The 25,179-nt window shown below is 69.8% G+C and carries 20 protein-coding genes, 2 tRNA genes and 1 pseudogene; 11 read left to right on the forward strand and 12 right to left on the reverse strand.

The features are described 5' to 3' along the window. Positions 1-126: 126 nt before the first annotated feature. From ACIQ7M_RS21530 to ACIQ7M_RS21540, 3 genes are all read right to left on the reverse strand, one after another. Positions 127-993, reverse strand: a complete 867-nt coding sequence (locus tag ACIQ7M_RS21530; RefSeq protein WP_403646592.1) for a MerR family transcriptional regulator — start codon at positions 991-993, stop codon at positions 127-129. Positions 994-1,064: 71 nt separating this feature from the next. Further along, the gene (locus tag ACIQ7M_RS21535) at positions 1,065-1,571 is read right to left on the reverse strand and encodes a glutathione peroxidase (protein ID WP_355759530.1); all 507 of its coding nucleotides are present in this window, start codon (positions 1,569-1,571) and stop codon (positions 1,065-1,067) included. Positions 1,572-1,580: 9 nt separating this feature from the next. Continuing rightward, positions 1,581-2,627, reverse strand: a complete 1,047-nt coding sequence (locus tag ACIQ7M_RS21540; protein ID WP_403646595.1) for a transcriptional regulator — start codon at positions 2,625-2,627, stop codon at positions 1,581-1,583. An 81-nt stretch (positions 2,628-2,708) separates the two neighbouring features. On the opposite strand from ACIQ7M_RS21540, the gene ACIQ7M_RS21545 reads away from it, so the two are divergent. Together ACIQ7M_RS21545 and ACIQ7M_RS21550 are read left to right on the forward strand one after the other, a co-directional pair. Beyond that, positions 2,709-3,941, forward strand: a complete 1,233-nt coding sequence (locus ACIQ7M_RS21545; protein ID WP_403646597.1) for an MFS transporter — start codon at positions 2,709-2,711, stop codon at positions 3,939-3,941. 350 nt (positions 3,942-4,291) lie between these two features. Next, positions 4,292-4,591 carry a hypothetical protein gene (locus ACIQ7M_RS21550; RefSeq protein WP_403646600.1) on the forward strand — a complete coding sequence of 100 codons (300 nt, stop codon included), beginning with the start codon at positions 4,292-4,294 and terminating at the stop codon, positions 4,589-4,591. Between the two features lie 88 nt (positions 4,592-4,679). Here ACIQ7M_RS21550 and ACIQ7M_RS21555 read toward each other — a convergent pair whose 3' ends face one another. Together ACIQ7M_RS21555 and ACIQ7M_RS21560 are read right to left on the reverse strand one after the other, a co-directional pair. Further along, positions 4,680-6,485: a PQQ-binding-like beta-propeller repeat protein gene (locus tag ACIQ7M_RS21555; protein WP_403646603.1), complete on the reverse strand. Its 1,806-nt coding sequence runs from the start codon at positions 6,483-6,485 to the stop codon at positions 4,680-4,682. 111 nt (positions 6,486-6,596) lie between these two features. Then, the gene (locus ACIQ7M_RS21560) at positions 6,597-7,613 is read right to left on the reverse strand and encodes a glycoside hydrolase family 26 protein (protein ID WP_389844377.1); all 1,017 of its coding nucleotides are present in this window, start codon (positions 7,611-7,613) and stop codon (positions 6,597-6,599) included. A gap of 255 nt (positions 7,614-7,868) precedes the next feature. Between ACIQ7M_RS21560 and ACIQ7M_RS21565 the strand changes: the two genes are divergently transcribed. From ACIQ7M_RS21565 to ACIQ7M_RS21580, 4 genes are all read left to right on the forward strand, one after another. After that, complete coding sequence (locus ACIQ7M_RS21565; protein ID WP_403646606.1) at positions 7,869-8,387, forward strand: hypothetical protein; 519 nt, start codon at positions 7,869-7,871, stop codon at positions 8,385-8,387. 121 nt (positions 8,388-8,508) lie between these two features. Beyond that, a complete protein-coding gene (locus tag ACIQ7M_RS21570; RefSeq protein ID WP_355759516.1) occupies positions 8,509-10,683 on the forward strand; it encodes a bifunctional polysaccharide deacetylase/glycosyltransferase family 2 protein in 2,175 nt (724 codons plus the stop codon). Beyond that, a complete protein-coding gene (locus ACIQ7M_RS21575; protein ID WP_403646609.1) occupies positions 10,680-11,945 on the forward strand; it encodes an acyltransferase in 1,266 nt (421 codons plus the stop codon). Before ACIQ7M_RS21570 ends, ACIQ7M_RS21575 begins: the two co-directional genes overlap by 4 nt. Positions 11,946-12,206: 261 nt before the next feature. Further along, the gene (locus ACIQ7M_RS21580) at positions 12,207-12,545 is read left to right on the forward strand and encodes a hypothetical protein (protein ID WP_403646974.1); all 339 of its coding nucleotides are present in this window, start codon (positions 12,207-12,209) and stop codon (positions 12,543-12,545) included. 364 nt (positions 12,546-12,909) lie between these two features. On the opposite strand, the gene ACIQ7M_RS21585 is transcribed toward ACIQ7M_RS21580, so the two are convergent. After that, a complete protein-coding gene (locus ACIQ7M_RS21585; RefSeq protein WP_403646612.1) occupies positions 12,910-13,095 on the reverse strand; it encodes a hypothetical protein in 186 nt (61 codons plus the stop codon). 1,345 nt (positions 13,096-14,440) lie between these two features. Between ACIQ7M_RS21585 and ACIQ7M_RS21590 the strand changes: the two genes are divergently transcribed. Beyond that, positions 14,441-14,767 (forward strand): hypothetical protein, encoded by a 327-nt coding sequence (locus ACIQ7M_RS21590; protein WP_403646615.1) that lies wholly within the window; start codon positions 14,441-14,443, stop codon positions 14,765-14,767. Next, positions 14,761-14,837 (forward strand) — tRNA-OTHER (locus ACIQ7M_RS21595). The genes ACIQ7M_RS21590 and ACIQ7M_RS21595 overlap by 7 nt, the downstream gene beginning before the upstream one ends. A 207-nt stretch (positions 14,838-15,044) precedes the next feature. On the opposite strand, the gene ACIQ7M_RS21600 is transcribed toward ACIQ7M_RS21595, so the two are convergent. Both ACIQ7M_RS21600 and ACIQ7M_RS21605 read right to left on the reverse strand, forming a co-directional pair. After that, on the reverse strand, positions 15,045-15,683 hold the full coding sequence (locus ACIQ7M_RS21600) for a LysE family translocator (protein WP_403646617.1): 639 nt from the start codon (positions 15,681-15,683) through the stop codon (positions 15,045-15,047). 526 nt (positions 15,684-16,209) lie between these two features. Beyond that, positions 16,210-16,587: a hypothetical protein gene (locus tag ACIQ7M_RS21605; RefSeq protein ID WP_403646619.1), complete on the reverse strand. Its 378-nt coding sequence runs from the start codon at positions 16,585-16,587 to the stop codon at positions 16,210-16,212. 160 nt (positions 16,588-16,747) lie between these two features. Between ACIQ7M_RS21605 and ACIQ7M_RS21610 the strand changes: the two are divergent. Further along, positions 16,748-17,377, forward strand: a pseudogene (locus ACIQ7M_RS21610) (tyrosine-type recombinase/integrase); the annotation flags it as partial. A 71-nt stretch (positions 17,378-17,448) separates the two neighbouring features. On the opposite strand, the gene ACIQ7M_RS21615 reads toward ACIQ7M_RS21610, so the two are convergent. From ACIQ7M_RS21615 to ACIQ7M_RS21630, 4 genes are all read right to left on the reverse strand, one after another. Beyond that, a tRNA-Arg gene (locus ACIQ7M_RS21615) sits at positions 17,449-17,521 on the reverse strand. 96 nt (positions 17,522-17,617) lie between these two features. Continuing rightward, positions 17,618-18,343, reverse strand: a complete 726-nt coding sequence (locus ACIQ7M_RS21620) for a ScbR family autoregulator-binding transcription factor (protein ID WP_403646622.1) — start codon at positions 18,341-18,343, stop codon at positions 17,618-17,620. Between the two features lie 151 nt (positions 18,344-18,494). Further along, positions 18,495-20,345: an IclR family transcriptional regulator C-terminal domain-containing protein gene (locus ACIQ7M_RS21625; protein WP_403646977.1), complete on the reverse strand. Its 1,851-nt coding sequence runs from the start codon at positions 20,343-20,345 to the stop codon at positions 18,495-18,497. Between the two features lie 631 nt (positions 20,346-20,976). Then, positions 20,977-22,251 (reverse strand): M6 family metalloprotease domain-containing protein, encoded by a 1,275-nt coding sequence (locus ACIQ7M_RS21630; RefSeq protein WP_386978058.1) that lies wholly within the window; start codon positions 22,249-22,251, stop codon positions 20,977-20,979. Between the two features lie 428 nt (positions 22,252-22,679). Here ACIQ7M_RS21630 and ACIQ7M_RS21635 point away from each other — a divergent pair, with 428 nt between their 5' ends. After that, positions 22,680-23,324 carry a TetR/AcrR family transcriptional regulator gene (locus ACIQ7M_RS21635; protein ID WP_403646626.1) on the forward strand — a complete coding sequence of 215 codons (645 nt, stop codon included), beginning with the start codon at positions 22,680-22,682 and terminating at the stop codon, positions 23,322-23,324. 271 nt (positions 23,325-23,595) lie between these two features. Beyond that, the gene (locus ACIQ7M_RS21640) at positions 23,596-25,140 is read left to right on the forward strand and encodes an MFS transporter (protein WP_403646629.1); all 1,545 of its coding nucleotides are present in this window, start codon (positions 23,596-23,598) and stop codon (positions 25,138-25,140) included. Positions 25,141-25,179 lie beyond the last annotated feature (39 nt).

The following is a 25,179-nucleotide window of genomic DNA, read 5'->3' on the forward strand; positions in this document are numbered from 1 at the left end:
CCACTCGTACATGGCTCCCGCGTGCCGTGCCCGCAATGTCACACGAAGGTGGGCGCTGCACCGCGTGCAGGTGGACGTGGCGCGGCCGCCGCGCGGCGCCACGCCACCCCGGCACGTCCCGTCAGGTCATTTCACCGGGAACGCCACATCGCAGACCGGGTCCTGCGGTCCCGCCGCGTCCCAGTCGGCGAAGTAGATCTCCCGGCAGGGGCCGTCGACGGTCAGCCCGCGCTCGCCGACCCAGCTCTCGACCGCCTCGAAGGTGGCCAGGATCTGCGGGTGGGCGACCTGCGCCTTGCTGATGCGGACGAACGCGACGCGGCGGGCCGGTTCGACCCGCACCCCGGCCCCGGTGGCCCGTCCCTGCTTCTCGGCCCAGGCCCGTGCGGCGGCCTCGTCGGCGACCGGCACGCACGTCTCGGCCGGGCCGTCGCTCTCCACGCTCACCTCCGCGTGGTACACGACGAACGGAGGCCCGGTGACGCCCCCGGCCTCCCGGGCGCCCTCCTCCAGCCGCCCCAGCGAGCCGGGGATCCACACCGGCAGCTCGGGCGCCAGGACGTGCCGCTTCTCGGTCAGCACGACCTGCTCGGGCACCTCACTGGTCTCGACGACGAACTTCTCGTACATCTCGGAACTCCTCCCGGAAAGACGTCCACGGAGGTAGTCGGCGAGCGCCCGCTGCGAGGCGAACCGGACCTCGGCACCGTCCCAGTACGCGGCGAGCAGCTCGGCGGCTTCCGTGCCGCGCGCCTCCACCACGTCCGCGATCCGCGCCAGCGGCATGTCGAGCTGGCGCAGCAGCGCGACGAGCCGGGCCCGTTCGGTCTGCCCGGCCCGGTAGTAGCGGTAGCCGCTGACCTCGTCGACGTACGCCGGGGCCAGCAGGCCCAGCCGGTCGTACAGCCGCAGAGCCTTCGCCGAGAGCCGCGCCCGCGAGGCGAACGCGCCGATGGTGAGCAGGTCCTTGTCCACCCTGTCATCCTCCGTCACCGGGCGCCTTCCGCCCGGTGACAGGGACGCTCTCCCTTGCCCCAGGGGCAAGGTCAACCGCGGGGGAGGGTTCAGCCGATGGCCTTCTCGACGGCGGAGACCAGCTCGGCCGCCTCCGGCTCGGTCTGCGGCGAGAAGCGGCCGACGACCGTGCCGTCGCGCCCGATCAGGAACTTCTCGAAGTTCCAGCGGATGTCGCCGGAGTGCCCCTCGGCGTCGGCGGTGCCCACCAGACGCTCGTACAGCGCGTGCCGCGCGTCACCGTTCACCTCGACCTTCTCGGTCAGCGGGAAGGTCACGCCGTAGGTCGCGGAGCAGAACTCGGCGATCTCCTCGGAGGTGCCGGGCTCCTGGCCGAGGAACTGGTTGCAGGGCACGCCGAGGACGGTGAAGTCCTGGCCGGCGTAGCGCTCGTGCAGCCGCTCCAGACCGGCGTACTGCGGGGTCAGCCCGCACTTGGAGGCCACGTTCACGATGAGGACGGCCTTGCCCGCGTACTGGGACAGGTCGGCGGAGCCGCCCTGGAGGGCGCCGATCTCGATGTCGAGCACGGAGGTACCGGTGTTGTCAGTAGTCATAAGCGGATGCTAACTCCGGTAGGTGACGGTCCGGCCGGTCCCGCCGCTCCGCTCCCCGGGCCCGCCCGGCAATTCCCCTCTGCCGGACAGGTCCTGGCGCTGCGCTGTGACGAGCACCTCACCGGCGGCCGTGCGCGAGTACAGCACCGACCGTCCCGCCCGCCGCCGCCGCACGAGCCGCGCGTCCAGCAGCACCCGCAGATGGCGGCCGACCGACCCCAGCCCCTGCCCGGTCACGGCGACGAGCTGGCTGGTGGACAGGGGGGAGTCGAGGCGGACCAGGACACCGGCCCGGGCCGTCCCGAGCAGCGCCCCCAGACTCTCCGGCACCACCGCGGCACCCACGTCGGTCAGCGCCCCCGTGCACGGGTAGACCAGCGCGTAGCGGTCCCGCCCCTCCCAGCAGACCCAGCCGGCCTTCGGCGTGACGGGGACGAAGACGAGCTGGGCGCCGGAGATCTCGCGCGGCGGGTACTCGTGGAGGTTGACCTGGAGCCTGTTGCCGCCGAGCCAGCGCGTCCCGGGCCGCAGCCCGTCCAGCGCCGCCGCCCAGCCCCCCTGGCCGAGACGCGCCGTCCGCGCCACCACATCGGCCTCCAGGACGCGCCGCCGCCGTTCCCAGTCGGGGCGTACGGACTCCTCCCACACGGCGGTGAGCAGGGCGGCGGCCCGCTCGGGCAGATCGTCACGGTCCGCGAGGGCGGCGGGCAGCGGGCCGCCCACCGAGCGCACCAGATGGCCGCGTGCGTCGCGGGGCGAGACGTCCCGCACCCGGGCGACCTCGGTCTCGAAGGTCTCGTCGCCGTACGGGGTCGGGGTGAGGAAGTCGGCGATCCACGCCTGCCCGAGCCCGCAGCGCACGAGCAGCGCGGTGACGGGGTCGGCGGCCAGCCGCCCGCGGTACGCAGGCAGATGGGCGTCCAGCCAGGCGCGTTCACCGGGGTGGGTCGCCGCCCCCGAGTGCAGCAGCTTCAGGGCGGCGAACGTCTCGGCGAGCGGCGACAGCACGAAGCGGCTCCCGGCGAGGGTGTCGGCGTTCACCTGCCACCAGCCCATGCCGGTCTCCTCCCCGCTCCTGACGTTTCGCGCCCGCGCGAAAGAATATCGACCGTCCGGGCGTCCCCGCAGACTCCGCGCATGCGCAGCTACTCCGAGCTCTTCCGCACGCGGGAGTTCACCCCGCTCTTCCTGTCCTCCTGTTTCCGGACCGCCGCCTCGACGGTGAGCGGTCTGGCCCTCGGCACCCTCGTGTACCGGGCCACCGGCTCGCCGCTGCTCAGCGCGCTGAGCATGTTCGGGCCCTCGCTCGCCCAGATGGTCGGCGCTGCCACCCTGCTCTCGGCCGCCGACCGGCTGCCGCCGCGCGCGACCGTGGCGGGCATCGCGCTCCTCTTCGGGCTCGGCACGGCGGCGATGGCCGTCCCCGGTCTGCCGATCTGGACGATCTTCGCCCTCCTCCTGCTCCTCGGTCTGATCCAGTCCTTCGGCGGCGGGGTCCTGTGGGGCCTGCTGACCGAGATCCTCGCCAAGGAGGGCTATCTGCTGGGGCGTTCGGTGTTCAACATGATGAGCGGGATCGCCCAGATCACCGGATACGCGACCGGTGGCGTCCTGGTGGCCCTGCTGTCCCCGCGCGTCACGCTCCTCCTGGCAGCCGGGCTGTATCTGACGGCGGCCCTGACCGCCCGGCTCGGCCTGACACCCCGGGCGCCGCGCGCCCTGGGCCGCCCGTCCGTCGCCCGGACCTGGAGCACGAACGCCCGCCTCTTCTCCTCACCGGAGCGCCGCACCCTCTATCTCCTGCTCTGGGTGCCGAACGGCCTGGTCGGCGGCTGCGAATCGCTGTACGTGTCGTACGCGCCGAGCCGGGCCGGCGCGCTGTTCGCCTTCGCGGCCCTCGGCATGTTCATCGGGGACGTGACGACCGGACGGCTGCTGCCGCCCCGCGTCCGCGCCCGCCTCGGCATACCGTTCCTGCTGCTCCTCGCGACGCCCTACCTCTTCTTCGTGCTGCGCCCGGGCGTGGCCGTGGCGGCCGCCCTCGCCGCCCTCGCCTCGATCGGCTTCGGGTCGAGCCTGATCCAGCAGGAACGCCTGGTGGCGCTCATCCCCGACGAGCTCAGCGGCCACGCCCTCGGGCTCCACACCGCGGGCATGCTCACCCTGCAGGGCGTGAGCGCGGCACTGGCGGGCGGGATCGCCCAACTCGCCTCGCCCGCGACGGCGATGACGGTGATGGCCGCCGCGTCGATCGCCGTGACGCTGGCCCTGGCCCCCGCGCTGCTCCGCCACCGCGCCGCGCCTCCGGAGGGCCGACGCCCGGAGCCGTCCGGACCAGGGGTGCGGCAATCCGAGGCGAACTCTCCCTGAACCGGCAGAGGTTGTACGGCGGCGGTGACAACTCCCCATGTGTGGCCGGTGCCGAACGGGATGCCTGGGCACGGACGTCCGGGCGCGCGGAGCTTCCAGGACTGAGAGATCCGCCGGGAACCACGACGTCGCCGGAGCGGGGGAGTCGGGACGAGCGTACGGGCGTGTCCGCGGGCGCCGGTGTGCCTCCGCACGCTCTGCCCGGCGCGGCCCGCCGGATGGAACGATCCCGGTGCCCGGTCCCGGCGGGGGGAACGCCTTTGGCCGCCGTGGAGGTGTGAGCGGCGGCGGACGGGTGTCTGCTGATACCGGGAAACGGTGTGACCACTACGAGCAGCAAGGGGCCGGACATGGCAATCGTGATGTCGATGCACTGGGCGGAAGCCACGCCGGAGCAGTACGACACCGTGCGGGACGCGGTGCAGTGGGAGGAGATCCCGGGGGCCGGCGGTCAGATGCACGTGGCCTGGTTCGACGCGCGGGGGCTGCACGTCACCGACGTCTGGGAGTCCCAGGCGGCGTTCGAGGCCTTCTTCGCCGAACGCCTCGCCCCCGCGATCCAGAAGGCCGGCATGACCGGCGCCCCCGACACCTCCTTCAACCCCCTCCACCGCCGCTTCATCGCCCCCGGCGTCACCGGCGCCGCCTGATCCGGACGACCGGCTCGAAGGCCCCGGCCATGACCGGCCGGGGCCTTCGCGATCGCGAAATTCTGATACAGCGGCGTGACGGCCCGGTCTACCGGTAGAGCCGTACACCGCCGTTCGAGCCCAGGGCGTTGAGCTCCAGCACGCCGCCGTCCGCCGTGACGTACACCGTGCCCGAGGTGAAGTTCCACTTGCCGGTGCCCTTCGGCAGGCCCGCGACCGGGGTGCTGCGACCGGTGCGCGGGTCGATGCTCACGAGCTGCGGGGGGCCGGACGTGGTGACGGCGTACGCCTTGCCGTCCGTCCCGGACGCGGGGATCGCGAGCGCGGCGGAGCGGTACGTCCACAGCTTGGCGCCGGTCCTCGTGTCGAAGCCGTCGATCACCGGGTGGCCGGCGGCCAGGGCAGGGGTGACCAGGACCTTGCCGTAGAGCCGGGCGGAGTGGTCGGCGCCGGTGTCGTTGCCGGAGGTGAGTTCGTCGTTGCCGACGGCCAGCTTGCGGCCGTTCCCGGCGGTGTCGAAGACCCGTACGGCGTCCTGGCGCGCCGTGTGGACGGAGGCGATCAGCGGCGAGCCGGACAGGACGTGCGTCACGTCCGAGTGGGCCTTCTCGGGCTTCCTCCAGATCACCTTCCCCGTCTTCCCGTCGTACGCGGTGAGGGTGAACCGGGTCTTCTTGTCGAGGCAGAAGTCGTCCACCAGCACGGTGCCGTCGGTGCCCCAGTCGTAGGCGTTGCAGTAGTGACCGCGGGCCTTGTAGCCCCAGACGCGGCTGCCGGTGCGGACGTCCACACCGCCGAGGAAGTTCTCGCTGACGATGGTGGCGACATCGCCCTGCAGATAGGTCGCGGCGGTCGCCGGACTGCGGTGCTTGGCGCCGGTCAGCGGCATGGACCAGAGGATCTTGCCCGTGGACGCCTTGACACCGGCCAGCCAGGTGCAGGTGCTGCCGTCCGTGCCGAAGGCGACCGTGCCGATGCCCTGGGCGTTGAGCGTCGGCGACATCGCGCAGGGGACGGTGCCGCGCTCGGCCGCGCCGGCGGAGGGCGTGGCGCGCCACACCTGCTTGCCGTCCGTGAGGTCGTACGCCCGCAGTCCGCCCCGGCTGCCCGCCCGGACGAGCAGCTTGTCGGTGAGCCAGCTGCCGATCAGCGCGTCGTCGGCGGCGGGCGCCGGCGTCTGCCACGCCCGCGTCAGGTTCTCCGAGGCGACGGCGGCGGCCTCCTCCTGCTTGAACAGGACGGCGGCGGTCCCCCCGGCGGCGAGGAGGGCGAGGGTGAGCACGATCCTGCCCACCCGCCGGGGCTTCCCGGCCCGCTTGCCGTCCGCGCCCGAGTCCGGCCGCGGCTCCGAGGCGGGGGGCTCGGAGACCCGCAGCGCCATGGTGCCGTCCCACCGGGTACCGGAGGAGCTGTCGTCGTACGGCTCGGCGGGCGACCGGCCGTCCCACGGCACGGCCGGCTCCGTCCGCTGCTGTTCCCGGTGCGGCTGCCGTGCCTGGTGGGACTGCTGCTCCCGGTGAGGCTGCTGTTGCGGGTACGACTGCTGCGCCCGGTACGACCGCTGTCCCTGGTGGGGCCGCTGTTCCGGGTACGACTGCTGTGTCCCGTAGGACCGCTGCTCCTGGTACGACGACTGCTGCTCCGGGTACGCGGACTGCCGTTCCGGGTACGACTGCTCCTCCGGGTATGCCGACCGCTGTTCCGGGTACGCCGCTTGCTGTTCCGGGTACGACCGCTGTGCCCGGTACGACCGCTCTTCCCGGTACGGCTGCTCTTCCCGGTACGGCTGCTCTTCCCGGTACGGCTGTGATTCGGCGGACGCCCTGCGGGGCCGGAAGGCCCAGCCCTCGTCCTCCGGCGAAGCCCCCTGCCCCGGCGACGAATCCGTCGTCATCTCCGTGCTCTCCCCTGGTCGGGCATCCGCATGCGCCTGCCGCAGTGATGCGCCACGATAAAGATCGTTTCTTCGAGGGCTCGCGCCCGACTTCCCCCGGCTGTCCGTGGATCAGCCCTTGGTGAACGAATGACCGAAGCCGGCCCGCGCCCTCTCCACCTGGAACGCGGCCCGCGCACCCACCGAGGTGCTGATCCGCCAGTCCATGAGCTGCTTGCCGCCCGGCCAGTCCTTGCGCTGGTCGTACCAGACGAGCCCGATGACGCCGGCCTTCGCGGCACCCTGGAACAGGTCGCGGATGTCCGACTCCTTGCGGCTGCTCTCCGCCACCCCGGTCTCCGCGATCAGTACCGGTTTGCCGGAGAAGCCCGAGATCTGACGCATGGTGGGCGTGAAGAGGCTGGAGAAGGCGACGCCGTCGATCGGCCCGTAGTAGCCGATGAGACCGACCCAGTCGACGTAGGCGTCGCCCGGGTAGTACGGGCGCAGTTTGGCGGTGGTGCCCGAGTCGACCACGTGCGGGGTCCACACCCAGATCACATTGGTGACGCCCCGGTCGGCGAACAGGTCGTGCAGGTGCTTCCAGGCCGCGACGAAGTCGGCGGGCTTGGTCTCCTTGGGGCCCCAGGAGTTCCAGGGGCCGTTCATCTCGCCGGCGAAGGACAGGGCCAGCGGGCCGTCGTAGGCGGCGACCTGGCCCGCCAGCCGGCGGATGTAGGCGTCGTCCTGGCCCTGGGCGATGTCGGCGAGCGAGGTGTCGGAGGGCACCAGCGCCATCATGGGCAACTGGCCGTGCTGCCACAGGAAGGCGTTGCCCTCCGTGTCGAAGTCGTCGCCCCAGGAGCTGTAGTACTCGCGGATGTCGGGGGCCCGCCCGGCCTCCTCGGCGAAGGTGTCGACGATGTCGTACTGCCAGGGCGTCTTGTCGTCGACGACGCCCAGCGCGCGGCCGGACGGCTCGATCAGCGACGAGACGTCGAAGCGCGCGCCCGGGGCGGAGGCCGTACCCGGCTTGGCGTCGCCCCCGCCGCCCGCGCCTGCGCAGGCGTCCACCAGGAACGAGAGCGCGACCACGACGATCACCGCGGCCGTCAGACGGCGGCCGCGGCGGCTGCGAGGTATGGCCATGCGGGAAGGTCCGATCAGGCGGTGGGCAGGCGACGGAGCGAACTCTACGAGACTTGCCGACGACACACCGAACTCTACGAGACCCGCGTGACCTTCATCGAATCTTCATAATAATCTTGGTACGGAAACAGGAGCGGGTCGAATAATCTCTCTTTCCTCGCACATGGATCACTTTTCCGCACTACTCACCGCCAGTTCGGCACCGCCGGACCGGCGGTCGTCATGCCACGCACGAAGGAAGGCCCGGAGCTGTCGATGACCAGTACCTCCACGGAGGTCGAGCCGGCTCCTGTCTTCGTCGACCAGACCGGTCAGCGCGGCCGCCGTCTGCGCGGTCTCGGCTGGCTGGTGGGCATCCTCTGCGCCGGGTGCGTCGTGGCGATGATCTCCGGCCTCGTCGGAACCCAGTCGCAGGCGCCCGCCCTGACCATCCCGGGCACGGCGAACACCACGCCGCCCAGCCAGTACCTGAACGCGCCGCTGCCCGCGGCTCCCGGCGTCGAGCCCGGAACGAGCACCACCGCCACAGCGACCGAGGTCACCGCCACCCCCACGGTGACCACGCCCGACGCCACCGCGTCGGCCACCGCGACGGCGGACACGGGTACGGCGGACGCCGGTACGACGGCGTCGAGCCCGGTGACCGACCCCACACGGTCGAGCTCCGTGAACGGCCCCGGGCAAGCCGGCACACCCGACACCACCGCGTCGGTCGCCGCGACGACGACGGCCGGTACGGCGGCGTCGGACTCCGTTCCCGACACCGCGCAGTAGCCAGAAGCCAACACACCCGACACCACCGCGTCGGTCGTCGCGACGACGACGGCCTGTACGACGGCGTCGGACTCCGTGCCCGACACCGCGCAGCAGCCAGACGCGAACGACCAGGAAGTCCATGTCCCGCTCCCGTCACCAACGCCCCCGGCAGTCCATAGCGCGCCCGCGCCGACTCGCCGCGCCTCCCCTGCGCTTCTTCCTGCCGGTGACCGTGCTGGCGACCCTGCTGGCACTGATGGTGCTGCGGGGCATGGCGAACAACGAGGTCTTCCACGACGAGAAGATCGCCACCTCGGTGGACAAGGCCACCGTCCCGACCAGCGTGCTGGAGGGCGGCCCGATCGTCGACGCGCGCGGCGACAAGAAGAACAAGCCGGTCAACTACTCGATCCCGGACAAGACGGTCGTCCTCAGCTTCGACGACGGACCGTCCGCCCAGTGGACGCCGAAGATCCTCAAGGTGCTGAAGAAGGAGAACATCAGCGCCGACTTCTTCGTCACCGGCTCGATGGTCACCCGCAACCCGTCGCTGATCCGCCAGATCGTGGCCGGCGGCCACGAGATCGGACTGCACACCTTCACCCACCCCGACCTCGCGCTGCACTCCGGCACCCGGCTCACCTGGGAGCTGGGCGAGACCCAGCTCGCGCTGGCCGGTGTCGCCGGCATCCACACCAGCCTGTTCCGCCCGCCCTACTCCTCCACCGTGGACGCGCTGGACGACTGGTCGTGGCCGGTGACCAAGCAGGCCGGGTCCGAGGGGTATCTGACCGCCTTCATCGACAAGGACACCGACGACTGGAAACGCCCCGGCGTCGACGCCATCGTCAAGTCCGCCATGCCCGACCTCCCCGGCCAGGGCGAGATGATCCTGCTGCACGACGCGGGCGGCAACCGGTCCCAGACGCTGGACGCGCTGCCGGTCATCATCGAGAAGCTGAAGGCCAGGGGCTACACCTTCAAGACCATCGGCGAGGCGCTCGGCACCGGCTCCGCCAACACCGAGGTCTCCAGCTACAACCTGTGGCTCGGCAAGGCGTTCCTGTGGTGCACCACCTTCTCGGTGCACCTGCTGCCGTGGCTCGTCGGCCTCCTCGCGGTCGTCGGTGTCCTCGTCATGCTGCGGTTCGCGCTCATGCTGGTGCTCTCCGCCGTCCACGTGCGGCGCACCCGGAAGAAGGGCTTCTCCTGGGGCGACCCGGTCACCGAACCGGTCACCGTGGTGGTGCCCGCGTACAACGAGCAGGAGTGCATCACCAACACCCTGCTGTCCCTGACCAGAAGCGACTACCCGATCGAAGTGATCGTGGTCGACGACGGATCCAGCGACGACACCTCCGCCATCGTGGAGGAGCTCGACCTGCCGATGGTCCGGCTGATCCGGCAGCCGAACAGCGGCAAGCCGGCCGCGCTCAACACCGGTGTGGCCGCCGCCTCGTACGACCTGATCGTGATGATGGACGGCGACACGGTCTTCGAGCCGTCCACCGTCCGCGAGCTCGTCCAGCCCTTCGCCGACCCGCGCGTCGGCGCCGTGGCCGGCAACGCCAAGGTCGGCAACCGCGACACGCTCATCGGGGCCTGGCAGCACATCGAGTACGTGATGGGCTTCAACCTCGACCGCCGGATGTACGACGTGCTCAACTGCATGCCGACCATTCCCGGCGCCGTGGGCGGCTTCCGCCGTTCGGCGCTGGAGGAGGCGGGCGGCATGAGCGACGACACGCTCGCCGAGGACACCGACGTGACGATGGCCCTGCACCGGGCCGGCTGGAGGGTCGTCTACGCCGAGGACGCCCGGGCCTGGACCGAGGCGCCCGTCAGCATGAAGCAGTTGTGGTCGCAGCGGTACCGCTGGAGCTACGGCACCATGCAGGCGATGTGGAAGCACCGGCACTCGGTGCTGGAGCGCGGCGCGGCCGGCCACTTCGGCCGCGTGGGCCTGCCGTTCGTCGCCCTGTTCATGGTGATCACACCGCTGCTCGCGCCCGCCATCGACATCGGCATGATCTACGGCGTGGTCTTCGTCGACGCGTACAGGACCCTGGCCGCCTGGTTCGCCGTGATGGCCCTTCAGGCCGTCTGCGCCTGGTGGTCCTTCCACCTGGACAAGGAGAAGGCGTGGCATCTGATCACGCTGCCGGCCCAGCAGGTGGTCTACCGGGTGCTCATGTACATGGTGCTGCTGCAGTCCGCCATCACCGCGCTGACCGGGGGCCGGCTGCGCTGGCAGAAGCTGCGGCGCACCGGCGAGGTCGGACTTGATGTCACAACGGGGGCGAGCTCTTCATGAACACCGCGGAACCAGGTGCCTTCGGCATCCAGGAGTCCTACGACACCGTCGCCCTGCGGGTGGACCCCGCCGGGATTCCCACGCAGCGCGGCCCGGGGCCCGAGGAGACCGCCCCGGCGCCGGCGCGGAAGCCCGGCCGTGACCGCTACCTCGACCTGCTGCGGGCGCTCGCCCTGGTCCGCGTGGTGATCTACCACAACTTCAGCTGGACCTGGCTGCCGATCGTCTTCCCCTCCATGGGCGTCATGTTCGCGCTGGCCGGGTCGCTGATGGCGCGCTCCCTCAACCGGCCCGCGCTGAGCGTGATCCGCGGCCGGCTGCGCCGTCTGCTGCCGCCGATGTGGCTGTTCGGCGCGGTCGTGGTGCCGCTGATGCTCCTGGAAGGCTGGCGCCCCGACCTCCACCACCCCAACTGGTGGTGGGGCGACCTCGCCTACTGGATCCTGCCGTTCAGCGAGCCGCCGTTCGGGGCCTCGCTGGACACCTTCGGCGGACACCTGCCGGCGTCCTGGGCCGAACAGATCTGTGTGCCGCTGTGGTACCTGCGCGCCTACCTCTGGTACGTCCTGCTGTCGCCGCTCCTGCTCAAGGCGATGCGCAAGCTGCCCTGGGTCACCCTGCTCGTGCCGCTGGCGCTCGCGTTCGTCATCAACTCCGGCCTGATCGACCAGTCCGGCCGGCTGATGGAAGCCGCCACCGACTTCACCACCTTCGGCTCCTGCTGGCTGCTCGGCATGGCCCACCAGGAGGGGCTGCTCCGCAAGATCCCGCAGTACGTCGTGCCGTCCATCGCACCGCTGGTGCTCATGTTCGGTTTCTGGTGGCTGATGCGGGCGCCGGTGGACGACCCCCGGCTCGGGCACGACCTGGAAGCGGTGCCGGTCGCCCAGGCGATCTGGTCGTTCGGCGCGGTGATGCTGCTGCTCCACCTGAGCCCGTCCTGGGAACAGTGGCCCAAGCCGCTGGAGCGGTTCAACGGCGTGATCACCCTGCTCAACTCCCGCGCGGTCACGGTCTACCTCTGGCACTCCTTCGTGCTGGTCATCACCGAACCGCTGATCGACCCGCTGTGGAGCAACCCCTTCCTCTACGACCACGCGCAGTGGCTGCTGTCGAGCAAATGGACCCCGCTGATCACAGCCGTCCCGCTGATCTGCCTGGCGATCCTGCTCTTCGGCTGGATAGAGGACGTCGCCGCCAAACGCCGCCCACGCCTGTTCCCCTACCCCGGCCGCTCCAAGGGCCGCCGCCGCGTGCAATAGAAACCGACGGCGAACTGTCGACGAGGCCACCCTCGCCCAGGGGCGGACGCCGACACCTCCGTTCTCCGCCAGACCCCTCGAGAAGTGGAACCCCCCGCCTTTTCTTTGCCGCTGATGTCAGTCGCCTGCGATGTACGTGACACGAGCTCTTGCTACTGGTGCAAGCGTCCCGGCGCCCCTCGGAGGTGCTGTGAGGCTGCCGGCCCAATGGCGCCTACTCGCGCGGAGACCGGAAGGAGCCTGAACTGTGTCTTGCTCACTGTGGACGGAACAGGTGAGCATTCGGGGGTGAGACCCGAGGTTCAGCTTTTTGTCGCAGACGGACCTCTTCCTGGCTGGGATGGCAGCGAAGAGGAGATCGACAGGCGGTGGCAACAACTGGAGGAGATCCCCCGGCCCGTCACGGCCGAGGAGGCGGCGGCGTTGGCTGCCTGCTTCGGCCCGGACGACTGCTACGGCGTCGCCTGGACTCTCCTCCATCTCATCGAGACAGGGCCCAGACCGGTACCTGCCGTTTCCAAACCCGGTCCGGACGCCATGGACAACGACTGGCAACACGTTCTCTGGGCGCGGTGGGGCCACGAGGATCAGTCGGCTTGACGGCTTGAGCCACCGAGCGTGTGGCACGGCCGTGATCACGGCAAAGGGCCAGCCCAGGGGGAAACCCCTCCTGAGCTGGCCCTTCATGCTGTGCCCCCGGCAGGATTCGAACCTGCGACACCTGCTTTAGGAGTTCGATCCGCGACGGCTCACGCTGCTGTCGTCGACTGGTGCGACGGCCGGACAGAGTTGCTGGCGTGCGGCCCCGTCCGGCGTTGTTGATGTCAGACGTGGATGTCAGAAGCCTTCTGATCCGTAGCTCTAAAGAGGTCGGTCAGTGCACAAGGCCAAGACAGCGATTGCCGCCGTAGCTGTCGACATCTGTCAACCTTGGTCCGCTCCGGACGCCCCCGTGACGGCCCGGCTACCGCTCCGACTGCGGCGGCTGCAATGACGATCCCGTCTGACGACCGGCGACGGCTGCGGCGAGTGCCAGCAGGGCTTCGACCTGTGCAACCTGGGCACGGACTTCATATGAGGCCAGCTTTCCGATCTTGATCGGTGCCAAGAGATCGCTCGCGGCTTGGGCGTGTACTTCGTAGCTGGCCATGCGGAACTCCCCCGTGAGTTGGGTCATGGGAGCGGAATCGTACTACCCGGCTGCCCGCTACCGCTCGAATGCCGCAGTCTCAATGGCAGAGGTAACCCGCCGCCCGATCGACACCCCTCGATGCGAACTATGGGCACGATGGTCGCTGAGGCCTGCCGGGCACGTCAGAAGGTCACCCAGGGCCGATGGCGGTCGGGGCTGGTCGCGAAGGTTGCGGTATTTCGCTGCTGTACTCCCCATGGAGTGACCAAGATCAGGCTGCAGTCGTTCTGGCGAGCAGCACCACTCCCGTGCTGACATGAAAGAACGGAGCAATCCTGATGCGTGGAAGAAGGATGAGTGCGGTCGCGTTGCTCGTCGGCGCCGTAATCCTCGGTAGCGGTACGACAGCCAACGCAGACCCGACACCTAGCGGCTTCGGCCAAACCGCTGCTGCGCCAGTCAACTTGATCGGGGCGGCGGACCAGCTCGTGGGTACCGTCGGCGCCTCCCTGGTCAACGTCAACGTTCCCTGCCCTGCTCCGTGGAACCAGGGTTTCGACCTCGGCCCTGCCTACGCCGCATGCGCTACAAGCCCCATCACAGGCTGACCTAGCGATCTCGCGGTCGCTGTACGGAGCCTCCGCTCAGAACTCTGGGCGGGGGCTCTGTGCTTGCCGTCTTTCGATCAAGCGGGCGGATGGAGTCGGTAAATCTGCCGGCTTCGCCTTCCCATGTTCGAATCCTGGCGCCGCCACCCTAATGGGAATCGGCCCTTGACCAGCAAGTTTGGTCAGGGGTCGTTCTCGTTCCCGGATCACGCCACTGTCCGTGGCTTCCCGGTGCTCCCCGCCCGTTCTGGCACGGCCGTGGCACACGACGCGACCTTGATCATGCGGCGGCGTTCCGAGCCTGCTTCCTTGATCGACGGTACCGATGCCACTTGGGCGCGAGCTCACCGCCCGCGGTCACCCAGACGGCAAGAACAGCGCAAGAAACGATGCCCTCACGCTCTCCAGTGAGCCTGCCCACCGCCCACAGGGTTGGCGTCGTGATGAGCCAGGCCACGAGCAGGTGTCTCGTCTTCGGCCACCAGTGCGCATTCTTCACAGGCGGGACGGTATCAAGGGCCATACGTCCGTCCGGCGACGGCAGGAGGTCGGCAAGTCGGGCAGCCTACGCCGGGATAGTCGCGAGCTTTTGAAGCTGTGGCCTCATCCTTATCAGGTCAATCACGGGAAGCTGTCGACACCGGTCGACCAGCTAGGCGCTTCGGTCGAGCGTCCGCTGAGATCTGGTGCTGGCCGTCACTGTTCGCGCTTGTTGGTGTCAGCCACTGATGTCAGCACCCGGGATCATCGCTCGCATGACGCAGAGCGAATACGTGCTGAGGATGGCCGACCTCCGGCGGGCCTGTTCTGTACTCCTAGACGAGACGGAACGCCGGTTCGGCCTCGAGGTGGACCTCTCCAGGGTGTCCACGGACTACTACTGGACTCTCGACCTTGCGACTGCGTTCGACATGAGCGAGACGCCAGCAGCACCGCTTGGCTGCGGACAGGTCAGCGACGATGTCGCCGAGATTACGGCGCTCGTGCGACGCGATCCTGAGGACGTGATCCCCCTCTGGCACGATCTCGATCACCTCGCTGGTGTGCTGCGCCTCCTTGCACACCTCGACCTGCCGCGGTGAGGCCTGGCGGACAGTCTTGAAAACCGTCGTGGCGCGAGTCACCGTGGGTTCAAATCCCACGCCCACCGCAGGTGAACGGCCCCTGACCAGGTACGGCGCTTTCTAGGGGCCGTTGCGCTGCATGCTGCCCGTGGGTGCCCGTGGGTGCCCGCGGTTCACCGTCGTTCCCCGCTCGATCGGGCACGTTTGGGGCACGATGCCTTCTGATCCGCAGTTCCAACGAGACTTGATCCCGATTCGGCGCTGCTCTGCCTGCTGATTTCTGACAGTCGGATGGTCAGTTACTGAGCGCCAGTCTGATGCCGAAGATGCCGATGACCGTGCCGGTGATCCGGTCGAGCAGGCGGCGGGCCTGGGGCTTGCGGAGCCAGCCGTGCAGGATACGAGCGAAGCCGATGAGGACGGCAGACCAGAGCAGGCCGATGAGGACGTGCACCGTGGTGAGCAGAAGGCCCATGGTGAAGTGATCCGTGCCTGTAGGGATGAACTGGGGCAGGACGGCGACGTAGAAGGCGCCCATCTTCGGGTTGAGGAGGTTGGTGAGTGTTCCCTGTCGCCAGCCGCCGGTGACCGAGTCCGCGCCGGCGTTCAGGACTGCATCGGTCGTGTCTGCCGCGGGCAGAGCCCGGAAGGTGTCCCGGAGCATGCGGGCCCCCATCCAGACGAGGTAGGCGGCGCCGATCCAGCGCAACGCGGTGTAGGCGAGGTGGGAGGCCGTGAGAAGTGCGGTCACTCCGAGGGATGTGAACGCACCCCATAGCAGGGTGCCGGTCTGGATTCCGAGGACGACTCCCCAGGCTCTCCTGCGCCGACCGAGGGCGGAGGTGCGCAAGATCAGCGCGGTGTCGAGTCCGGGAGTCAGAGTGAGAAGCCCTACAACCAGGGCGAAGGACCACAGGGCGGTGCTTATTGCCATGGAATGCCAGGCTACCCCGCCCGAGCTGCTGCTTTGATCCCGGGTCCGCTGGACTCACGCCGCTCAGCTACCGCAACCCACCACTCACCCCGGCTCCCATCCCGTCTGCCGTCGACCCACACACCGTGGAGCGGGCGTGGTTCAGGGCGTCCAGGTGGAGCGCCCTGCCGGACGAACGACCTGGACGCCCTGGGCCGCGTCTGCTCGGCTCTGCCTGGGTCGATGGCGGACGGGATGGGAGCACCCCGCGCACGCCACACTCGGCTGGCACTCGCGAACGGCGCCCCCGCCATCTCGGAGCCTGAGCGCCCCCGCCGGAGGCACGTTCTGACCGAGAGACTCCATGTCCGGGTCTCTACTCATGGGCCGTCGCTTGCTGCGGCCCCAGGGTCCCGGCCCCGGCGCCGAAGGCGCAGAGGGGCCGGGCCCCATGGGCCAGCCCGCGCTCGCGCGGGCACTTGATGAAGTAGGGAAAGTTCTATCCCTGGATTCGGCGTTCAACCGTGCTGGTCGCCCCCGCCGATTCTCAGCCGCCTTGTTGCTTGCTCATCCACTCCGCGATGGCTTGCTCAAGTTCGGCGAGCTGTTCGGTCGGGCTGAATTGCAGGAGTTCGGTGCCGGCGTCGACGTAGGGTCGGTGACCAGGCGGGGTGTAGAACGCATCACCGGTCTCGTACACCTCCTCGTGGTCGTCGAAGACGAAGCGCACGTGTCCGGCAAAGACGTAGCCCCAGTGAGGGCAGGGGCACTGACTCCCGGGCAGGGCTTTGAGCGGGCCATCGAGGTCGGTGTCCGCGGCGAAAGATACGAACTCGACCGTGTAACCGTCCATGTCCTCGCGCCGGTCGGTCACCGGACCGAACTCCTGTACCCGGGATGCGGTGATTTTGGAGATCTTGGGCATAGTTGAGACGAGACCATAGATCGCGCGCCCCGACCCGCTGGAAGGCCCTTCAGGGTGAACCGAGCTTAGAGCAGCGCGAGATCAGTCTCCCCAGCGCCGGGGCCCCCGCCACCGCTATGCCGCCTGCTTGCCCGGCGCCTGACCGTGCTCGAGGTAGACCCAGCTGACGCCCTGGACGCTAGACGAGACACTCGACTTCCTCGCGGCCTCCCGCAGAGATCCGCTCTACGCGGCCTTCGTGCTCGCCATCGCCATGGGGCTCCGGCGGGGCGAGATCATCGGCCTCCGGTGGTCGGACCTCGATCTCGACAACCGGGTCCTCTACGTCCGTCAGCAGACTCAGCGCCGCCGCGGCGTCCTGTACGACGACGATCCCAAGAGCCGTCGTCGCCGGGTTGTCCCTCTGCCCGCGCTGTGCATCGCCCCGCTGCGCTGGCACCGGATGCGTCAGTCCGCCGCGCGCGCCAAGGCGGGGGAGCAGTGGCACGAGTCGGGCTACGTCTTCACGACTCGCACCGGCCGCCAGGTCGAGCCGCGGAACGTCTACCGCTCCTTCACTCGCGTCGCTGAGTCCGCCGGCCTTCGCGTGATCCGGCTGCATGACGCTCGGCACGGCACGGCCACCCTGCTGACTGCGGCCGGAGTCGCGCCTCGCGTTGTGATGGAAATCCTGGGGCACTCGCAGATCAGCATCACCATGGACGTGTACACGCACGTCGTGCAGGACACCCAGCGCGAGGCCATGAGCCACATGGACCGGCTGCTCAGGAAGCGCCCCGGTCGTGAGTGACCGTGCTCGTTGATGTCAGAAGTGGATGTCAAAGGGCACCTACGGAGATCCGTAGGTGCCCTTTTCCCATGTGCCCCCGGCAGGATTCGAACCTGCGACACCCGCTTTAGGAGAGCGGTGCTCTATCCCCTGAGCTACGAAGGCGTGCGGATCGTGTGCGATCCGGTAGCTAGCGTAGCGGATACCGGGTGGGGGCTGGGAAGGTTCCCGTTCGTGCAGGTGGGGCGGGGTGGGGTCGGGTCAGTTGGCCGGGAGGTCCGAGAGGGCCGGGCGGGTCAGGTGGAGCATGCGGGTCAGCCACAGGGTGCCTGTCTCCTGAGGGGTGCGGGGAGCGGAGCCGGCGGTCGGGGTGGGCCGCGGACGAGGGGGCCGCGCGGTGCCGGAGGCGACGGGGTCCGCGGGGAGGCGGGGGAGGGCCGTCGTGCCGGTGATCATGGACAGCATCAACACGGCCGCCGCGCGGACATCGACGTCCGGGAGCAGCGAGCCGTCCTTCCGGGCCCGGGCCAGGATCCCGTGCAGGGCGCCGAGCCAGTTGATGTGACAGTGCAGGGAGGGGTCGTCGGGAGTCCTGATCTCCTGGGTGAGACGTGCCCCCGCGCGGATGGTCGTGTCGGTTTCGAGGAGGTCGACCAGCGTGTGCGCCATGGCGGTGGCGATCTCGAACGCCGGCGTCTCGCGCCGCGCCAGCTTCCCCAGCGCGGCCCCCGACGTCACGCAGGCCTGTGCCTGGACGGCTCGGGCCAGATCCGACTTGGCCGCGAAGTGGAAGAACAGCGCGCCCTTGGTGACCTGCGCCCGCTCGCTGATCGCGGACAGGGTGGCCCGTTCGTAGCCGGACTGGTCGAACACGGTCGAGGCGGCCCGGATCAGGTTGCGCCTGGTCCGCTCGGACCTCTCCTGCTTCACCACGACGCGACCACCCGGACGCTCCTTGTCGTTCGGCTGCTGTTCGTCCTGCCGCAAGCGACGCTAGAAACCCGCTTTTGGATCTGTCAACGGCGCCTCTCCCGCACAGATCATCTTCACGCCAGACCTTGACTCCCTTGAACAAAGCGCTGGTTGAAGAGTGGAGGAGGGAGAGGGGGAGGGGGTCTTTCTCTGTGGGCCGTTGGGTTCAGGTCCGTGGTACCCGGCGGAAGCGGGCCGCGATGTGCAGGTCCGCCTCGACGCGTCTCGCTGTCGCGCGCAGCTCGGGCAGCACCTCGCTCACGCAAGCCTCCGCGGTACGACGGCTGCTGTGCATGGCCACGTTCACCGCGGCCACGGTCCGTCCCTCGCGGTCCCGCACCGGGACGGCGACGGACCGCAGTCCCTGTTCCAACTCCTCCTCGACCAGCGCGTATCCAGCCGCACGAACCCGGTCCAGTTCGGCCCTGAACCGCTCCGGGTCCGTGATGGTCCGCCCGGTGGCGGACTCGGGCGCGCCGGCCATCGTCTCCATCGCCTGGGCCGGCGGGAGATCGGCCAGGATCGCTCGCCCCAGCGAGGTGGCGTACGCGGGCAGCCGTGTGCCGACGGCGACGTGGACGCTCATGATGCCTCGGGTGGACACGTGCCCGGTGTACTGGATCTCGTCGCCCGTCAGCACCGCGAGCGACACCGAGTCGTGCAGCCGCTGGGAGAGGTCGGTCAGATGCGGGGCCGCGATCTCGGGGAACGTGGTCCGTGAGAGTGGCGGGAAGCCGAGCCCCAGGACACGCGGGGTGAGGCGGAAGACCCGGTCGTGCGTGGTGACGTAGCCGAGGTGTTCCAGGGTGATCAGGGCGCGGCGAGCGGTCGCGCGGGCGAGTCCGGTCGCCTGGGCGACCGCGGTGAGGGTCAGTTCGCTCCGGCCCTCACCGAAGGCGGTGATCACGGTCAGACCACGCGCCAGCGACTCGATGAACTCCCGCCCCAGTTCCTGCTTGGAGGCGCCGGTCCAGTCGGCGAGCCCGGGAGGGGCCGCCGTGACGGCGTCGGTTGTGGTGGGTGGGGTGGGTGGGGTGGCGGTGGCCTTCCCAACGGGTTCCGTGTTTCCTACGGGCTCCGTGTTTCCTGCGGTGTCGGGACTCCGGGCTGTGTCGGGGGTTCCTGCGGGGTCGGGGCTTTCCGTGGAGCCCGGGCCCTCGGCGGTTCCGGGGCCTCCCGCCCCTTCCGTGCCGCTCGCGCCTTCCATGCCCCCCGCCTCGTCGAGCGCCAGCGCCCGTTCCATCTCGGCCACCGCCGTCCGTAGCCGCGGCAGCAGCGCGTCCCGCAGTTCGGCGGCGCTGTGCCGGCTCGTATGGCTCACGACGTTCACCACGCAGGCGATCCGTCCCGCCTCCCGTACCGGCATCGAGAGCGCTACGAGGCCCGGTTCGATCAGCTGGTCGTCCAACGCCCAGCCGGTCCGGCCCGCTTCGGCCGTCCGCTGCTCGAAGTCGTCGCCGAGGGTGGGGCGTTGGGAGGCGGGCAGCGCGGAGATGGCCGCCCCTCCGTCGTAGGGTCTGCTCCGCGCGGGTACGGCCGGGAAGCCTCGGTCCTCCGGATCGGCCGCGCGGCGCTCCCGCCAGTGCGTCCAGTCCTCCTCGCTCCACTCGGACGCGAACAGCGGTCCCGGAGCGGTGCGTTCGGCGGGCAGCAGGTCGCCGATGCGGAATCTGAGCGACATCGCGCGGCGCCGGGTCGTCTGATGGACGAAGCGGATGCCGTCCCGGTCGCGGACGGCGAGGGACACGGACTCGTCGAGTTCGTCGGCGAGCGCGTCGGCGTGTGCGTCCAGGACGCGGGGCAGCCGGAGCGCGGCGAGATAGGCGTTGCCGAGTTCCGTCAGCCGTGGGGCCAGTACGGCGTCCCGGCCGTCGAGGCGTACGTAGCCCATGCGTGCCAGGGTCGCCGTGATCCGGTCGACGGTGGACCGTGCGAGCCCGGTGGCCCGTTCGAGTCCGCTCAAACTGGCCGAACCGTCCGCCTCGGTCAGCCTCCGCAGGACGGCGATCCCGCGGATGAGCGGCGTGACCGCCTCCTCCGGCGCTTCCGCTCCGACAGCGGCTCGTCCGGAGCCGGAGCCGGAGCCGGACACCCCGGACCCGGACACCCCGGACCCGGACACCCCGGACCCGGACACCCCGGACCCGGACCCAGCGCCCAGCCCGGCCGATGCCCGGCCCGGGGGCGTGACGTGCGACGGCGTGACAGGCGAAGGAGTGGCATGCGGCCGCCGCGGCGTGGGGCTCGATGGCGGGGAACTTGATGGCATGGGTTCTCCGGTGGGGCTCAGAGGAGTCACCGCACGGCGGATCTTGGATGAGCCACCGTGTGGTGGATCTCAGAAAAGCCACGGTAGTGCTTGTCGGCCCGTCGAAGCAGGTCGGCCGCTTCCCGGCACGAGCACGAGCACGAGCACGAGTACGGGTACGGGTACGGGTACGGGTACGGGTGGTGGTACGGGCGCAGGCATGGGCACGGCCGCCGGCCGCCGAGCGCACCCCTCTCCTGCCGCCGCACACCGCTCTCCGCCCGTCGAACACACCCCTGAGGGGAGCGGTACGGCCGCTCTCGGGGCAAGCCGGGTGGAGAGGGTCTCCGTACAGCCCCGCAGGCTTCCCGTCCGGGCCGCAGGGCAGCTCAACCGCTGGTCAGCGGCGCGTCACGTACACCCGATACCTCCCCGCCCTGTCCGCCGACGCGACCTGGACGGTGAGCCCCGTGTGGGGGACCTTGAAGGTCTCGCCGGGGGAGAAGGGAGCGTCGGAGAGTTCCGCCTGGACGTTCGGCGAGCGGGTGCACCCGCCGCTGTCGCGGTGGGAGTCGTACACCGTGACGGGCCCGTTCCCGGTGTCCACGTCGGCGGCGACCTTGTAGATGAGGATCCCCGGACGGCAGACGGCGGAGTCGTTGCCCGCGCGGGTGCGCAGTTCGAGGACGTACCCGCTGCGGGTGCCGAAGGGTATGACGACGAGCTTGACGCCCCCCTTCCTGGCCAGCGGGGTGAGCGTGTACGCGCTGGTGCCGGGGGCCGTCGCGCAGTCGACCTGGGAGGCGTCGAGCCAGCCGAGTTTCCACTTGTGCCAGCCGAGCAGGTCGTTGTCGGCCCCCCAGTCCTCGCTCATGATGTCCCAGTGCCCGACCGCGCCACCGCCGTCCTGGGTGTAGAGGTCGGGCAGGCCGAAGGTGTGACCGTTCTCGTGCGGCAGGACGCGGTAGCCGGTGTCGGCGTAGGAGCCCGAGCCGTCGTCCTGGCGGCTGTAGACGAAGGACGCGTTGGCGACCGGGACGCCGTCGGCCACCGGCGCCTCGGTGTTGCCGGCGAAGGTCACGGACAGCACGGTGTCCAGGGCGGAGGGCCCGGCGTTCGGTGTGACCAGCACGTTCAGGATGTCGTACGACCGGAAGTCGACCTCGGGATCGGCCGTCGCCACGATGTCCTGGACCAGTTCGCGGTACCCGGGGTCGAAGGGCGCGCCGCGTTCTATCCCGTACTCCTTGAAGGGCTTGGGCATCCGCAGCCAGTGCTTGACGGGGGCCTCGGGACGATAGTCGAGACGGCCGTAGGAGGCGGTGCGGAACCATTCCTGCGTCTTCGGGAAGAACTCGTCGTACCGGGCGCGGGCGCTGCCCTTGCCGGGCGCGTCGGAGAAGTCGACCATCAGGGTCAGGGCCCGCAGGACGCCGGTGGAGCGGGCGTAACCGGGTGCGGTCGGAATCCCTTCCCCCATCTGGACGTCCGACGGACCGTTGATCATGCAGGGGCCGAGCGCCGTGGAGCGGGCCAGCGCCGTGGAGCCCGCCGTGGCGGAGCCGGCCGTCAGGTGTCCGGTGCCGGCGGAGGTGCTGACCGCCAGCGTCAGCACGGTCACCGTGACCAGCGCGGCCACACGGCGCGGGCGTATGCGGCGGCTGGACGGCTGCATGCGGGGGCCCTTCACTCCACGGCAGCCACCGGTCTCCGACTGCACCCTTTCGATCACCCTGAGTCGCCGACGCGCCGGGCGCGCGCTGAGTGAGCCCGATCGGGTTCATCCACGGGAGGCGGAGAAGTTCATCCGCGGGAGGCCGGGAAGGGGAGGCGGGCGAGGTGGAGAAGGAGGGGCGGGCGAGGTGGAGAAACAAGGGGACTGGGGTCGAGAAGCCGGGAAGCGCGAGGTCAGGAAGTAGGGGACGGCGAGGTGGAGGGGCGCGAGCGAGCGAGGAAGAATGGATGTGACGCAGGTCACATCAATCTCTTCCGGGTCCGGGAAATAACCGGGGATCGTTTCCCCGTTTAGCCATACGTCCGAGCGAAACGGGGACCGAATCCCCGGATCGCACTCAAGTTTTGAAACGCTTCGAGGAGTACGCCGTGGAGACCGCAACCCCCGTGCAGCGCCGAGTGGCCCGGCCCCGTGCCGACGCCCTGCGCAACCGGGAGCGGATCGTCTCCGCCGCCCGCGAGATGTTCGTCGAGTTCGGCGCCGAGGTGCCGTTCGACGAGATCGCCCGCCGGGCCGGTGTCGGCAACGCCACGGTGTACCGCAACTTCCCCGACCGCGACGCCCTCGCCCGTGAGGTCGTGTGCTCGGTCATGGACCGCACCTCGGAGTGGATCGAGGAGACGCTCTCCGTGGACGGCGACGCGTTCGAGGCGCTGAGCGGCTTCGTGCACTTCGCCGCCGACGAGCGGATCGGCGCCCTGTGCCCGATGCTCTCCGCGAACTTCGACCAGAACCATCCCGACCTGGTCGCGGCGCGCGACCGGATCACCGAACTGATCCAGCGGCTGATGTCCCGTGCCCGTGAGGCCGGACAGCTCCGACCCGACGTCGAGGTGGGCGATCTGATGATCGCCGTCAGTCAGCTCACCAGGCCGCTGCCGGGCACCGGGTGCCAGGGCATCGACCGCTTCGTACACCGTCATCTGCAGCTTTTCCTGGACGGGATGCGGGCCCCGGCCCGTTCCGAACTGCCGGGAGTGGCCGCCACCGTGGAGGGACTGCGACGAGTGTGACCGACACGTAGGGCGCCGTGACCGATCGGCCGACGGCCGATGAGTCCGGCACCGGACGCCCGTCAGAACTCGTGACCCCAGCTCACATCCGACAACTCGTGACCCACAGTTCACCGTTCGCACATCACGACACGCGACGCACCATGCGTCACTCATAACTCGCACAGCCGTACAGCCCGAGCCGCACACGCTGCTCTTCCGGCCGTCACCGTCGACGCGCCGTCCCCTTTCACTGCATTTTTCGCTACGAAGTCCCGGAGTGGGTACCCCCATGTCTGAAACAGGCACGTCCAAAGCAGTTCCGGATCCAGCGTCCGACGCGCACAGCAACCGCTGGAAGGCGCTCGTCTTCATCGCGCTCGCCCAGTTGATGGTGGTGCTCGACGCCACGATCGTGAACATCGCCCTGCCCTCGGCCCAGCAGGACCTGGGTATCACCGACGGCAACCGGCAGTGGGTCGTCACGGCCTACGCCCTCGCCTTCGGTGGTCTGCTCCTCTTCGGCGGCCGGATCGCCGACCTGTGGGGCCGTAAGCGCGCCTTCGTCGTGGGCCTGATCGGCTTCGCCGCGGCCTCCGCGCTCGGTGGTGCCGCGCAGAGCGGCGCGATGATGTTCGGCGCCCGTGCCCTTCAGGGTGTGTTCGGCGCGCTGCTGGCGCCCGCGGCGCTCTCGCTGCTCGCCGTGATGTTCACCGACGCCAAGGAGCGCGCCAAGGCCTTCGGCATCTACGGCGCGATCGCCGGTGGCGGTGGCGCCGTCGGCTTCATCCTCGGCGGTGTCCTCACCGAGTACATGAACTGGCGCTGGACCTTCTTCGTCAACATCCCGTTCGCGATCGTCGCCGCGGCCGGCGCGTACTTCGTCATCCGTGAGCCGAAGGGCGGCCGCAACCGTTCGCCGCTCGACATCCCGGGCGTCGTCCTGTCCACCCTCGGTCTGGTCTCCCTCGTCTACGGGTTCACCCGCGCCGAGTCGGACGGCTGGAGCGACTCCCTGACGGTCGGCCTGTTCGTGGCCTCGGCCGTGCTGCTGGCCGCGTTCGTCTTCACCGAGTCCAAGGTCAAGGCCCCGCTGCTGCCCCTGCGCGTCGTCCTCGACCGCAACCGCGGCGGCGTCTACCTCTCCCTCGGCCTCGCGATCATCGCGATGTTCGGCACGTTCCTCTTCCTCACCTACTACCTGCAGATCGTGAAGGGCTACTCGCCGATCTCCACCGGCTTCGCCTTCCTGCCGATGATCGCGGGCATGATCACGGGCTCCACGCAGATCGGTGCCCGGCTGATGACCCGGGTCGCGCCGCGGCTGCTGATGGGCCCCGGCTTCCTGGTCGCCGCGGTCGGCATGCTGTTCCTGGCGCAGCTGGAGATCGGTTCGTCGTACGTCTCCCTGGTGATGCCGGCGATGCTTCTGCTCGGTCTCGGCATGGGTACGGCGTTCATGCCGGCCATGTCGCTCGCCACGCACGGCATCGAGCCGCGTGACGCCGGTGTCGCCTCGGCGATGGTCAACACCTCGCAGCAGGTCGGCGGTGCGATCGGCACGGCCCTGCTGAACACGATCGCGGCCTCCGCGACCACCGCCTACATCAAGGACCACATGGCGGGCGCCGGTACCAAGGCGCAGCAGCAGCTCGTCCAGGCGGAGGGCATGGTGCACGGCTACAGCAACGCGATCTGGTTCGCCGTCGGCATCCTCGTGGTCGCCGCGGGACTCGCCTTCACCCTGATCAACACGGGCCGTCCGGACACCTCGGCGGTCGTCGGCTCGGGCGAGGGTGCGGAGGACGAGCTGAAGGTTCCGGTCGTCGCCCACTGACGTTCTCGGCACAGACTCACTTCGGGTACTTCGCGTACG

The organism is Streptomyces sp. NPDC096324 (assembly GCF_044763015.1).
In the GTDB taxonomy this organism is placed as follows: domain Bacteria; phylum Actinomycetota; class Actinomycetes; order Streptomycetales; family Streptomycetaceae; genus Streptomyces.

What these genes read in the sequence shown, in the direction of transcription:
- ACIQ7M_RS21540 (WP_403646595.1), bottom strand. Translation starts at nt 2,627, where the DNA reads ATGGGCTGGTGGCAGGTGAACGCCGACACCCTCGCCGGGAGCCGCTTC.
- ACIQ7M_RS21630 (WP_386978058.1), bottom strand. Translation starts at nt 22,251, where the DNA reads ATGCAGCCGTCCAGCCGCCGCATACGCCCGCGCCGTGTGGCCGCGCTG.
- ACIQ7M_RS21605 (WP_403646619.1), bottom strand. Translation starts at nt 16,587, where the DNA reads ATGCCCAAGATCTCCAAAATCACCGCATCCCGGGTACAGGAGTTCGGT.
- ACIQ7M_RS21550 (WP_403646600.1), top strand. Translation starts at nt 4,292, where the DNA reads ATGGCAATCGTGATGTCGATGCACTGGGCGGAAGCCACGCCGGAGCAG.
- ACIQ7M_RS21555 (WP_403646603.1), bottom strand. Translation starts at nt 6,485, where the DNA reads ATGACGACGGATTCGTCGCCGGGGCAGGGGGCTTCGCCGGAGGACGAG.
- ACIQ7M_RS21590 (WP_403646615.1), top strand. Translation starts at nt 14,441, where the DNA reads ATGACGCAGAGCGAATACGTGCTGAGGATGGCCGACCTCCGGCGGGCC.
- ACIQ7M_RS21600 (WP_403646617.1), bottom strand. Translation starts at nt 15,683, where the DNA reads ATGGCAATAAGCACCGCCCTGTGGTCCTTCGCCCTGGTTGTAGGGCTT.
- ACIQ7M_RS21535 (WP_355759530.1), bottom strand. Translation starts at nt 1,571, where the DNA reads ATGACTACTGACAACACCGGTACCTCCGTGCTCGACATCGAGATCGGC.
- ACIQ7M_RS21545 (WP_403646597.1), top strand. Translation starts at nt 2,709, where the DNA reads ATGCGCAGCTACTCCGAGCTCTTCCGCACGCGGGAGTTCACCCCGCTC.
- ACIQ7M_RS21560 (WP_389844377.1), bottom strand. Translation starts at nt 7,613, where the DNA reads ATGGCCATACCTCGCAGCCGCCGCGGCCGCCGTCTGACGGCCGCGGTG.
- ACIQ7M_RS21565 (WP_403646606.1), top strand. Translation starts at nt 7,869, where the DNA reads ATGACCAGTACCTCCACGGAGGTCGAGCCGGCTCCTGTCTTCGTCGAC.
- ACIQ7M_RS21585 (WP_403646612.1), bottom strand. Translation starts at nt 13,095, where the DNA reads ATGGCCAGCTACGAAGTACACGCCCAAGCCGCGAGCGATCTCTTGGCA.
- ACIQ7M_RS21575 (WP_403646609.1), top strand. Translation starts at nt 10,680, where the DNA reads ATGAACACCGCGGAACCAGGTGCCTTCGGCATCCAGGAGTCCTACGAC.
- ACIQ7M_RS21640 (WP_403646629.1), top strand. Translation starts at nt 23,596, where the DNA reads ATGTCTGAAACAGGCACGTCCAAAGCAGTTCCGGATCCAGCGTCCGAC.
- ACIQ7M_RS21570 (WP_355759516.1), top strand. Translation starts at nt 8,509, where the DNA reads ATGTCCCGCTCCCGTCACCAACGCCCCCGGCAGTCCATAGCGCGCCCG.